6 protein-coding genes are annotated in these 13869 nt (G+C 36.7%); 4 read left to right on the forward strand and 2 right to left on the reverse strand.

Going from position 1 to position 13869, the window contains the following annotated elements; all coding sequences use genetic code 11:
* Window positions 1–524 precede the first annotated feature (524 nt).
* On the reverse strand, window positions 525–1781 hold the full coding sequence (locus tag VB691_RS23390) for an MAC/perforin domain-containing protein (RefSeq protein WP_323293936.1): 1257 nt from the start codon (window positions 1779–1781) through the stop codon (window positions 525–527).
* A gap of 37 nt (window positions 1782–1818) precedes the next feature.
* A complete protein-coding gene (locus VB691_RS23395) occupies window positions 1819–2892 on the reverse strand; it encodes a hypothetical protein (RefSeq protein WP_323293937.1) in 1074 nt (357 codons plus the stop codon).
* Between the two features lie 500 nt (window positions 2893–3392).
* Between VB691_RS23395 and VB691_RS23400 the strand changes: the two genes are divergently transcribed.
* From VB691_RS23400 to VB691_RS23415, 4 genes are all read left to right on the forward strand, one after another.
* Window positions 3393–5717, forward strand: a complete 2325-nt coding sequence (locus VB691_RS23400; protein WP_323293938.1) for a TOMM precursor leader peptide-binding protein — start codon at window positions 3393–3395, stop codon at window positions 5715–5717.
* 72 nt (window positions 5718–5789) lie between these two features.
* Window positions 5790–6875 (forward strand): amidohydrolase family protein, encoded by a 1086-nt coding sequence (locus tag VB691_RS23405; RefSeq protein WP_323293939.1) that lies wholly within the window; start codon window positions 5790–5792, stop codon window positions 6873–6875.
* 51 nt (window positions 6876–6926) lie between these two features.
* Window positions 6927–7916, forward strand: a complete 990-nt coding sequence (locus VB691_RS23410; RefSeq protein ID WP_323293940.1) for a hypothetical protein — start codon at window positions 6927–6929, stop codon at window positions 7914–7916.
* An 89-nt stretch (window positions 7917–8005) separates the two neighbouring features.
* Window positions 8006–13783 (forward strand): AAA family ATPase, encoded by a 5778-nt coding sequence (locus VB691_RS23415; protein WP_323293941.1) that lies wholly within the window; start codon window positions 8006–8008, stop codon window positions 13781–13783.
* Window positions 13784–13869 lie beyond the last annotated feature (86 nt).

Below are 13869 nucleotides of genomic sequence, written 5' to 3' on the forward strand. Positions count from 1 at the left end.
TATAAAAACTGGCAACTTCTCCATCGACATTGCCATGATGAAAAGACCAGAAATGATGGTAGTTTAGACAGGAAACTGTCACATAAATCCATCAAACTCCCTGAGAATTATCAATGGGAAAACGATATTCTGGTGACGTGCTAATGACAATAGCCGTTTTACTGAGGAGCCGTATGATGGGAAACTATCAAGTACGGTTTTGGAGAGCAGTGGAGGGGGTGACTCCTTCACTGACTTTAATCATCCTTAAAAAAGGATTAAGTACCGTAGGGCATACGGGATCTAACACCTCGGCTTACTTCGACTGCGCGGAAGCTGAGCTTGTCGAAGCTCAGTACAAGTCGCTCGGTGTGAAAGCTTGGGGAGATTTGCCCTCTGGCGAGCGTTGGAGCAATCCTGCTAGGTGATGGCGAGTCCGTGAACCAAGAATCCCCCGCTACATTGCTCTGAGCAATTAGCGGTGGGAGTGTCAAATTAACGTACCCTAGAAAAGAAGCGATCGCACTAATGCACTGTATCGGCGATTAACTACCAATTCCAGTACCATTAGCAGTCAAAATACTTTCAACCTGTGTAGTATATTTCGCAATACTAATCACAGTTTGTTTATCTTCAACTGTTTCATAGGTGTTATAAGTCTCCATTAACTGCAAACAGTATCGAAGCAAACGCTTGTCAGAAAGCAGTGCAATGGTTGGGTAAAGTTCATCATAGCTAATGACATCCCAATTAATAGCAGGATTAAGCGATTTTGCCCAATCATAATAGTTACTACTGTCTGCCGATCCACCTATCTTGGTAAGGCTGAGATTAGAGTATTTTGAAGTTGAAGAAGAAGAAGTCTCTTTACCCTCACTATGAGAATAATCTCCTCCACCACCAAAGCCGTCAATTGCTAGTTTGAAGCCAACTGAAAATTCTGTTTTTTCATCCTCGGCTTGAGAAAACTCAGATATTTGTGTGGTTGTTGTGCTGAGGATTGCACCGCCCAATGTAAAACGTTTCGGTACAAAGTAACCACGCTCATTCAAGATGTTGATGAGATTTGCATATTGGTCAATTGGTTGGTCCGCTTCGACTGCGGTGAGTATTTGTTGCTCAAAATCCTGAAGGAGTTGTATATTGGCTAAATCGACATCAAGTACAAATTTACTAACTAAGAATTTACCCGTGAGATATTCTGTCACTTCTTTTGAAGTAGTGGATGTTTTTTGGGCATACCCAAAACTTGTTTGACCCCCACCGTAGGGAGTATCTAGTGAGGCGGAAGCCTTATCAATACTAGATACTGTCATACTATGGGTAACTTCGCTAAAAGAGTAGTCAACAACAACTTCAGTGACAAAGGAAGGTCGTACAAAATTTGGCAACTGGTCATTGTGCCATGCAACGATACATGGTTTAAATGTCTTAGTAAACCCTTTCTCAGATGAAGCGGTTAGACCTCGATAAATTTGGATGTTGTTGAACAGTGCTAACTTTTGATTGACGTTTAGACTATTGTAGCGATCAACTGACTTATCTGATGTCTCTAAACCGCTTTCTACTGTACCAATTTGCAAAGATTTAGAACCATCGTCACCTACTAATTGTTTTAATGTTACCGTGCTTTCATCTTTTGCCTCAACGGGTGCATTATTTAAGAGAAATTGATCTCCTTCAGACATGAAACCTTCTTGAGTCAGTTGTTGGCGGATATCCTGAAGGGTTGCATCAAGATTCAAAGAAAAATTTTTCTTTTCGCCATCTGTTTTTTCTACTAAAATCAGAGCTTGTGTCATTTTAATTCTCCTTAATTAATTGTTGATGGGTGTTGAACTAGCCAATTGCATTCGGATTGGGTGCATTAAGAACGTTGATAACTCGATTAGCCGCTTCGTGATCTTTGAAAACGAAGAAGTAGAAAACGACTGCGCCAAGAACTGTATTATTAGGATCATCTTGTTGAATATCCGAAATTGATCCAAACTGCTGACCAGATTCTGGTCCTCGTCCTGGTGCGCCAGTTTCAATATCTTTTCCCGGAACATAAGTATTTCCCCCTGGGGAACCAGGATCAAACCCCCCCATAGTTGCTGCAAGAGAAAAAAATCTTGTTCCTCCATCAAAGGGTGTCATCATTCTTGTTCGTAGAGGGGCTGTAATAAGAGGGGCTTGAGTATTACTTGTAAAAGTCTTTCCGTCTTGCTGGTAACTTGTGACACGCCAAGTTTTTACAGTGACTTTTTGATAGTGAATAACATCTTCTGTTGGAATATTGAGGAGTTGTGTACTTTCGATTTGAATAGTATTATTTGATCCTTCATAACGCCAAAGACTTCCAAAACCTTGATGATTAGGTTGATCCCCATAAGTTATATACAGACTATCACAGATAGTGTCTTTGTCACTGGTTATGCTATAACCAAATCCCGCCGCCCCCCAAGAGCTAATATTGAATTGAATAATTGAGTCCTTTTCACAGATGACGGCACGCTGATAGAATGCGCTAGACGAGGAATTAGAAGGCTGTATGTCTGTTAGCATAATGGGAGCGAATTTACCCACATTTTGTTGACGAGCCACTTCATCGTTTTGGTTTAAAGTAATCTGAACTCCCGTATGTCGGTCATACATCCAATCCGTCTTCATGCCAAAGAGGTCTGTTTTTTGTCCCTGTACGACCGTCATAATTAAGGTGTTGCCAGGGAATGTGGCACTGCTAATTGTTTGGTCACTTTCTACTCCCCGATCATTGAGAATTGTTTTTTTCTTGGTGAAAGTGTTGTAATATACAAAATCGTAATCATTAGCATCATTACCCAGTTTTTGTCTCAGACTGCTTAGTGTGTCATTTGGATCAGCATCGATCTGTTTTTTCTGACCACTCAGATACACGTTGTACGTTGTCATGGTAATCTCCTTTTAATTGGTTGAATACATCAAACAAATTGAACAAAAAAGATTCAATCCGAATCCGCCTTACTAACGCTGTTCTAGCTATCTTCTGCCTAGAGTAATAGAACAGGTTTATGTAATTAGTTGATAAACATCAGACTCAAGTTGTTTGAACCTGACACTATCTATCAAACCTCACCATTACCTGACTTCAAACCTGAGAACACCTGACTTCTTTCTGACTTCTGACTACCTTTGTTCTGACTTTTACCTGAGAATAAGACCATTAACCCCAAGACAGCCCCTCCATCCAGCGAATCGCCGAGACTCCAACAAACCCTCCAACCAAACCGCCTCCCCAACCAACGCGCCCTCGCCTATCTAACTTCAAACCTGAGATTGACTGACTTCGTTCTGATTTCTGACTATCTTTGTTCCGACTTTTACCTTAAAATAAGACCGTTAACCTTAAAATCGCACTCAAACACTAGAAGTTTTCCTAAATCATCAAAATTATGCTCTCTAGACCGCGTTTTAAATCCTGTTATTCGGTTTCAACGATCGCACCCGATCAAGTGTTGCTATTGTCGGAAAGAGGATCGGTTTGTTTGCAAGACCAATTTTTATATCTGGTTGCCTCTCTGGTGGACGGCGATCGCACTACGGATGAAATTATTGACAACATCCAATGGCAACTACTGCCCACGACTCAAGATAGTGCAACCTTGTTTCAAGAAGTTTTAAATATTAGTCTTAAAATTCAAGCGGCATTATTTCAACTAGAAAGAGAAGGTTATCTTGTCGAAAATGAAAATATTTTACCCGAAAATTTAATCATCTTTTGTGAACATCTGAATATTCAACCAAAACTTGCCAATGACAGGTTAAAGACTACAAAAATTGCAATAAAATCTTTTGATTGCTCAGGAAATGAACAATTAGCAGGAAAAGAGCAGTTAATTAATAATTTAAAGTCGCTAAATATTCAAGTAGTTAAGGAAACGGACTCTCCCGATTTAACCATCGTTTTGATAGACGATTATCTTAACCCAAATTTAAAGGAATTTAATCAACAAGCCCTACAATCTCAAACCCCTTGGCTATTAGTAAAACCTATCGGTACAATTTTCTGGATGGGGCCGTTTTTTAATGCTCAAGAAACCGCCTGTTGGCAATGTTTAGCTCATCGTTTGCAAGATAATCGGCCAATGGCTAGTTTTATTCAACGACAGAATCAAGATTTATTTCCTCCTATCTCCCCGCAAAGTTTTCTACTTTCTAGCCTACAAACTGCTTTAGGAATGGTTGCAACGGAAGTTTTTAAATGGATTATTCAGGGAAAAAATAGCCGTTTAAATCATACTTTAATGACCTACGATACTTTAACCTTTCAAAATCAAGAACACTTTATTGTTAAACGTCCCCAATGTTCCAGTTGTGGACAAATAAGCTATGAGTTAATGCAAAGACCTTTACCAGTAGTATTAGGTCATCGTCCGAAAACCTTTACCACCGATGGGGGCCATCGCACTTGTTCCCCGCAAGAAACTCTTAGGAAATATCAACATCTTATTAGTCCCATAACAGGTGTGGTTCGAGAATTAACTAAAATTCCCTTAAATCCGTTCAATCATACCTACATTGCCAAACATCATTTTGTTACCGTTTTTGATGATTTAGAGAATCTGCGTAAAAATTTGGGAGGGAGAAGTTCAGGCAAAGGAAGAACTGATATTCAGGCAAAAGCCAGTGGTTTTTGTGAAGCGATAGAACGTTATTCGGGTGTATTTCAAGGGAACGAAATTAGGATAAAAAATAGTTATCACAAAATGGGCGATCGCGCCATTCATCCTAATCATTGTATGAATTTTAGTCAACAACAATATGACAGCAGAATAGAATGGAATGCGAACTGTCAGGGTTGGTTTCAAAAAGTACCTGAACCCTTTGATCAAGAGAGAGAAATTGACTGGACACCTGTTTGGTCATTAACCGCAAGAGCTTTTAAATATTTACCCACTGCCTATTGTTATTATGGCTATCCTCAACAAGATTATCTAGATTGTTGGGCAGACTCTAACGGTTGTGCCGCAGGAAATACCATTGAAGAAGCAATCTTACAAGGATTTATGGAATTAGTAGAGCGGGATAGTGTGGCTTTATGGTGGTATAGTGGTCTCTCTAAACCCCAAGTTAATCTAGATAGTTTTGACGATCCCTATGTTCAAAATCTAAGAAAATATTATCAAGAATTAGGTAGAGAATTATGGGTATTAGATATTACTAGCGATCTGAATATTCCGAGTTTTGCTGCCATTTCTGCTAAAAAAGATAGCTCTGTAGAGGATATTATCTTAGGCTACGGTACGCATTTTGATGTCAATATTGCCCTCAGTCGTGCTTTAACGGAACTCAATCAAATTTTACCCAGTGTTTTAGCCGCTAACCCCGACGGGACAACAAATTATCCCCAATATGTTGATCCTCTGGCCCTTACTTGGTGGAAAGAAGCAAAATTAAACGATCATTCCTATTTAATGCCTGACTCCAATCTAAAAGCTAAAAACTATACAGATTATGCCCAATTTTTCAGTAATGATCTTTTAGATGACGTAAAACTTTGTCAAAAAATTGTCGAGGAGAAAAAGATGGAAATGCTCGTATTAGATCAAACTCGTCCAGACATCGGCTTAAGAGTGGCTAAAGTAATCGTCCCAGGACTGCGACATCTATGGAAACGTTTAGGAGGGGGGCGATTGTATGATATACCCTTGCAAAGGGGATGGTTATCTGAGCCGCTAACGGAAAATCAACTCAATCCTTTTCCTATGTGGATGTAAATCAAATTACGGAAAATCAACTTAATCCTTTTCCGATGTGGATGTAAATCAAATTATTGAGTCTTTAAATTTATGTTAAATGGATACAAAGTTATTGATTCTGATTCCCATGTCATTGAACCCCTAGAAATGTGGGCAAAATACCTAGAGCCTGAATTTAGGGAATTTGCCCCGTCTGCTGACATGAAAATTAAAGGAGAACCGATTAGTCAAAAAATATCCCAACAAGTCCAAGAAGATGGGAATAAGCAAATGATGCAAGCTCATCCTCACGCTTATCTCAATCGTTATAACCCTGAATCCCATATTCAATCTATGATAAAAATGGGCATAGATGTAGCTTTTATTTATCCTAATTATGGACTGTGGTTATTTGCGATTGATCGCTTACCTGCTGAAGTGATTGGGGCTTTTGTCCGTTCTTATAATACATGGTTATATGAAGAATTTTGTAGCTATGACCCAGAACGCTTAAAGGGAGTCGGAGCCATGAATCAACATGATCCTGAAGATATGGTCAAAGAGCTACACCGCATAGTAAACTTTGGCTGGAAGTCCGTTTTTTTGCGTCCTAACCCTGTAAAAGGCAGAATTTTGAGTGATCCGTCCTATGAACCCTTTTGGAGTGCTTGTGAGGCATTAGACATCGCTGTAGGGATTCATGAAGGACATTGGAGTCGTTTACCTACAACGGGCGCAGATCGCTTTAATACCCGTTTTGCGCTTCATGCTTGTTCTCATCCGATGGAACAAATGATGGCACTGTTAGCGTTAATAGAGGGGGGGGTGTTAGAACGTCATCCTAAGTTAAGAATAGGATTTTTAGAGTCAGGCTGTGGTTGGCTCCCCTATTGGTTATGGAGACTTGACGAAGAGTATCAAGTGACACCTTGGGAAGTCAAAGATCGTGTAAGATGTTTACCATCAGAATATTTTCGCCGTCAATGCTATATTGCCGTTGACCCATCTGAACCTTATCTGTCTCAGCTTATAGACTATATTGGCAGTGATAATATTATCTTTGGCTCAGATTATCCACACATGGATCATAAGCCCGATATTGTCAGTCAAGTGGTTAAGCTTGAGAAAGATTTAGGTAAAGAAACAGTACGAAAGATTCTGTTTGATAATCCTAGACGTTTTTATGGATCAGTCTGAGTTTGTAAACTAAAATTAAATTCATTAACTCATTAAGTGAGGAATTCTACGATGGAAAAAGTCTTTACTCCCAATTTCGTTCAAAATTTACAATCAAATTTACATACAAACGTTGGGCTAGAGCCTATACAATTGATTCAAGATAATCAAAATTCTCCTAGCCTATGTAACGACTACTATTTTCAACTTTTAATCTTTGAAGATTCAGAGTGTAATGAAGAATCAAAGTTTAAGTTAGTATATGGTAAAAAAACAGATTTAGATCAATACTACAACCTTGATCCTATGGCTTTCCCAACTTCTGGAGTTAATGTCAGGGAAGACTTTACGAAACAAGAGGAAACAACAGAACCCCTAGACCCATTGGCTCATATCGAGTGGGGAACAGTACATTTTTTATTGCAAACTAGAAAGATATCTCAACTGATTGCTTATACATGGCTTGAAGAACAAAATATCCCTAATGATCTTAAAGAAAATGTCAAGTTAGCTAGAAAAATTTTTAAGAAATATCGTGAAAAACCCGATACTTATTGGCTGAAAAATGGTTTATTGACCAGTGTTTCGAATATTAACGCCAAACTTTCAGAAATCCATAATTCCCCAAAAGACCATTTTTTAATTAAATCCGACCATATTAGTTATGATGCTATTAGTTTAGCACTTTTATTCTGTGGGCAAGCTTATTACAAAAATCTAGATGGTCAATATTCGAGAATTTGGGAACCGATCGCTAGTATCTATCAAATTATTGTGGAATATGGCATTGAAGTTTCTTGGGAAAGCTTTCATGGAACGACAATTGAACTAATTAACGGCGGAAAAGGAAAGCAATATCCCGCTAATAAAGTAATAATTCCTTATCCTCCCAGACCGAGTGAGTTTGATCTTAGTCAACAAGAAATTAAAGAATGGGCAACAGCAAAAGATGATGGAAATGTATATCCATTTTATCCTCCAGTAGAAACACAAGACTGGACAGAGCATCAATTACAATACGTTTCCCCTCCCACAACTTATATTCCGCTTAGTTGTTTATAATTAATTCTAAGCAAGTCAGTCAGAGAAAAAGCCGTCAAAAATATTAACTTGAGTAGCTTAATTTTATGACTGACTTAATAACTAATGCTATGGACAAAAATTATCAAATCATCGGAAAACTTTACGAAAGTGCTAACTCCTTAGTTTATCGAGGTTTTCTTCAAGAAAATCAGCAACCGATTATCCTTAAAATTCTTAAAGAAAACTATCCAACGCCATCAGAACTAACTCGCTATCAACAAGAATATCAGAACACTTGTTCTTTTAGTTCCGATAATATTATTAAAGCTTATGAGTTACAGCGATATGAAAACAGTTTAGTCATGTTTTTAGAAGACTTTGGCGGTCAATCTTTAAAATTATTACTAGATCAAAATTGCTTCAAATTAGAAGAATTTTTGAAAATTGCCATTAAGATTGCTGACGCTTTAGCCGTTATTCATAAAGCTAATATTATTCACAAAGATATTAACCCTTCTAATATTATTTATAACCCAAAAACTGAACAACTTAAAGTTATTGATTTTGGTATTTCTAGCCAATTAGCCCAAGAATTTATCAGTGTTATATCTCCCTATCAATTAGAAGGAACGTTAGCTTATATTGCACCTGAACAAACAGGAAGAATGAATCGAGGACTCGACTATCGTAGTGATTTTTATGCCCTTGGAGTCACTTTTTATGAACTTTTAACCCAGAAACTTCCTTTTGAAACCACAGATCCAATGGAGTTAGTTCATTGTCATATTGCTCAACATCCTTTACCCGTACATGAACTGATTCCAGACTTTCCCTTAGCTGTGTCTAATATCATAAAAAAACTATTAGCGAAAACCCCAGAAGAAAGATATCAGAGTGCTTGGGGAATTAAAACGGATTTAGAAATTTGTCTCAATCAACTCAAAAGACGAGAACAAATTGAGCTATTTCCTTTAGGAAGTCTGGATATTCCAGAAAAAATTCAAATTCCTCAAAAACTCTATGGTCGAGAATTAGAAGTTCAAAAACTTTTAAATCTTTTTGAAAAAGTCAGTCAAGGGTCATCTGAGTTGATCTTAATTTCGGGTTATTCTGGTATTGGTAAAACAGCCTTAGTTAATGAAGTTTACAAACAAGTTACACGCCAACGAGGACGGATTATTAAGGGCAAATTTGACCAACTACAACGAGATATTCCTTATTCAGCGATTACTCAAGCTTTTCAAGATTTAGTAAAACAGTTGTTAAGTGAACCAGAAATACAGCTTAAAACCTATAAGGACAAGATTTTAGAGACGTTAGGAAATAATGGTCAAATTATTATTGAGGTTATCCCTGAACTCGAAAAAATTATTGGTAAACAACCTCCTGTAGAACAACTGGGTAAAACGGAAAGTCAAAATCGCTTTAACTTATTTTTTAAGCGTTTTCTCATGATTTTTTGCCAACCAGAACATCCGTTAGTGATTTTTATTGATGATTTACAATGGGCGGATTTATCTTCTTTAAATTTAATTGAGCAATTAATTTTAGATTCAGATATTAACTCTTTTCTTCTAATTGGTGCTTACCGAGATAATGAAGTGAGTCCAACTCATTCGTTAATGCACACTTTAGAGAAAATCAATCAAGCCCAAAAAACGATTAATAAGCTCTCTCTTTCTCCTTTAAAAAGTAGAGACATTAATCAATTAATTGCCGATACTCTCAGTTGTTCTATAGAGTTAGCTAAACCTTTAGGAAAATTACTCAACCAAAAAACCAATGGGAATCCTTTTTTCTTAACACAACTACTTTCTTCTCTCTACGATAGAAAATTGTTATCTTTAAGAAAAGATTTAGAGTCAAATAAAGGTTATTGGCAATGGAATATACAACAAATTGAAAGTGTATCTATCACTGATAATGTAGTTGATTTAATGGTTAGCAAGATTGAGAAATTATCTCAAACAACTCAACAAGTTCTCAAACTAGCAGCTTGTATTGGCAATCAATTTAATTTAGAAATTCTGGCTGTTATTAATCATAAATCTGAAATTATTACGGCTCAAGAACTACAGTTAGCCCTTGATGAAGGTTTAGTCGTCCCTTTAGATAATAATTATAAAATTCCTCTCCTGTGGAATGCAGTAGAGTTGTCAAACAGTAAGCTAAAAGATGCTTTTAATTATTCAGCCGATATTCATTATAGATTTTTACATGACCGAGTGCAACAAGCTGCTTACTCTCTCATTTCTGAAGAAGAAAAAGAATATTTCCATCTGCAAATAGGACGTATTTTATTAGAGAGTTATCAAGATGATGAGTTACAGAATAAAATTTTTGATATTGTTAATCAGCTAAATGAGGGAGCAATATTAATGACTGAGCAATCAGAAAAAAATGAACTGGCTAACTTAAATCTTCAAGCGGGTAGAAAAGCCAAAGCATCAACGGCTTATGACTCGGCTTTGAGATATTTAGAAAAGGGGTTAGAATTGTTAGCATTGGATAGCTGGAAAATTGATTATCAATTAACGCTAGAACTTCATGTCGAAACCTTAGAAGCTCTTTACTTAAATACTAAATTTACTCAAATTGACAATTTATCTGCTACCATCTTGAAAAGAGCTACAAATATATTTGATAAACTCAAGATATATGAAATACAAATTATTTACTACTTTACTATATTTCAGCCTCAGAAAGCGATAGAGATTGCTCTAAATATTCTACCAGAACTAGGCATCGAAATTTCTCTTCAAGAAAATGAAATCAAAAAAAGAATCAGTAACCGAAAGAAATCTATAAATTTTATTTTAAAAAGGAAATCAATTGAAAATTTAGCTGAACTTCCACAAATGACTGCGCCTAAAAAATTAGCAGTTATAATAATAATTATACAAATATTATCAACTTTAAATACAACAAATTTTCTTCTATTTCTGGAATCAATTTTAATTCTTATTCAACTCTGTCTCAAATATGGAAATCCACCACAAGCTTCTGTTATTTATAGTTATTATGGAATGATTTTATGTGGAGTTATGGAAGAAATTGAGTATGGTTATCATTTCGGCAAACTAGCCATTCAATTATTAGAAAAGTATAATAACTTGCAGTCAAAACCAAAAGTTTTCTTTTTGTATTATGCTTATATATGGTGTTGGAAAAATCCTATTAATAATCAATTAATCCAAGAAAAAGTATTAGAGGGTTTACAACAAGGAATAAATGGAGGACACAATGAATATGTTGGGTTTCTTGCACAAGCCTATTGCGGGATCAAGTTCTTAGGAGGATGCCAGTTAGAAGAAGTAATACAAGATTGTGAAAAATACATCCATTTTGTGAAAAAACTCAATCAAGAATATTCTTCTCAATTTTTAGTGATTTTGAAAACTACTGTTGAAAATATACGAGATATTAATCATTATTGTGAGCAAGATTTTTTCTTATTAGGGAGTTGTCAAAATGAAGAGGACAAATATATTCAAGAATACCTTGAGCAAAATAATCAATGGTTACTCTTTATTTATTATTTTGGGAAAATGGTTAATGGTTATATTTTTAAAGCCTTTTTTGATTCTTTGCAAAATAGTCAATATGCAGAAAAATATGTAGCGGTAACAAGCGGTGCAGCCATATTTAAAGCACAACATAACTTTTATTTTTCTCTTAGTTCTCTAGCTCACTATTCTAACTGTGATTATAATCAGCAAAAAGAATTATTGAAAAAAGTAAAAATAAATCAAAAAAATATGCGTATTTGGGCTGCCCATTGTACAGCAAATTTTCAACATAAATACGATCTAGTTGAAGCAGAAAAAGCAAGAGTATTAGGTCAAAATTGGGAAGCAGAAGAATTTTACGAAAAGGCAATCCAAGGCGCGAAACAATATGAATTTATCCATGAAGAAGCCTTAGCCTACGAACGTGCATCCGAATTTTATTTTTCTTTGGGTCGAGAAGAAATTGGTAAACTCTATCTTAGAAATGCCCATCATTGTTATCTTCGTTGGGGTGCAAAAGCCAAGGTTAAACAACTCGAAGAAGAATATCCTCAATATTTATTAGGTATCTCTAACTCAAACAAATCCAACAAGCTGAGTACAAATATCTCTACTACTGGAACTGATGGAGAAGTCCTCGACCTCGCAACTATTCTCAAAGCCTCCCAAGCTATATCAAGTGAAATAGATCTCGAAAATTTATTGCAAAAACTAATAAAAATTGTGATCGAAAATGCAGGGGCGCAAAAAGGTTGCCTAATTTTAAAACAAGAAGATAATTGGGTTATCGAAGCCGAAGGAACAGCTAATAACGACGAAGTTAATCTCCTACAATCCATTCCCATAGACTCAGTAAATACCGATAAAAATATCCCGATTTTACCCACTACCATCATTAACTATGTCGCTCGTACCCAAGAACCACTTGTTTTAAATAACGCTGTCTCAGAAGGACAATTTATTAATGATCGCTATATTATCGGCAACGAAACCAAATCTATTCTTTGTATTCCCCTACTCAATCAAGGCAACCTAAGCGGTATTGTCTATCTCGAAAATAACTTAACCACAGATGCCTTTACCCCTGAACGAATCGAACTTTTAAATATTCTTTCTGCTCAAGCCGCTATTTCTATTGATAACTCAAGACTTTATCAAACCTTAGAACAAAAAGTAGAAGAACGTACTAAAGAACTGTCTCAAACTCTAGAAATTCTTAAAGCAACCCAAGCCGAACTTCGTTTTGAAAATGATTTACTCCGTAGCGAAGAATCCTTTTCAACTTTCGATTATCAAGTGGGCGGAAGCTTACCGATGGATGCCCCTACCTATGTCGTCCGAGCAGGCGATCGCTACCTTTATAAAGCCTTAAAACGGGGAGAATTTTGCTATGTTCTTAATCCCCGACAAGTAGGCAAATCTAGCTTAATGGTGCGGATGATTAATTTTCTCCAGCAGGAAGGATATTGCTGTGCGCCCATTGATATGACCCGTATCGGCAGTGAAACTGTGACTCCAGAGCAATGGTATAAAGGATTTGCTTTTGAGGTATTACGCCGTTTTGATTTGCGCAGCAAGATTAACTTAAAAACCTGGTGGCAAGAACGAGTCGATATTTCTCCTGTGCAAAAATTAAGTCAATTGATCGAAGAAGTCCTATTAACGGAAGCGGGTCTAGAAGACGGCATTCCCTCAAAACCCTTGGTTATTTTTATTGATGAAATTGATAGCGTTCTCGGCTTAAAATTCTCCGTTCATGATTTTTTTGCCCTCATTCGTTCCTGTTACAATCAGCGCAGTATTAATCCAGTGTATCGGCGTTTGACCTTTGCCCTTTTTGGAGTCACAACCCCTGGGGATTTAATGACCAATATTCAAACAACACCTTTCAATATTGGTCAAGCTATTCATCTAGAAGGCTTTAAAGAACATGAGGCTCAACCCCTACTACAAGGATTAGCCGAAAAAGTCACTAATCCCCAAACCCTACTCAAAGAAGTCTTCAACTGGACAAAGGGTCAACCCTTTCTCACTCAAAAAATCTGTAAACTGATTCGTGATACTTCTGCTCCCATTCCTGTTAACGATGAAGCCGCTTGGCTTCAGAACTTGATCCAAACCCAGGTGATCAATAATTGGGAATATCAGGATGAACCAGAGCATTTGAAGACGATTCGCAATCGCATTCTTCAAAGTAAACAATCAGTCCAACTATTAGAACTTTACCAACAGGTTTTAGAACAGGAAAAAATTGCCATGACTGACAGTTCTGTGGAAAGAGAATTGATTTTATCAGGATTAGTTATTAAAGAATCGAATTTTCTCAAAGTTAATAATCATATTTACAGCTTGATCTTTAACTATAGTTGGCTAAGGCAGCAGGGCAATCGCATTTAATTTCAGGGCCCTATCCATTAGGCACACATAAATGGCTCTCCCGTACCTGTGGTGATAAGTACGGCTTATTAAAATAAGCAAGCTAA

The organism is Crocosphaera sp. XPORK-15E (genome assembly GCF_034931425.1).
Taxonomy (GTDB): domain Bacteria; phylum Cyanobacteriota; class Cyanobacteriia; order Cyanobacteriales; family Microcystaceae; genus UHCC-0190.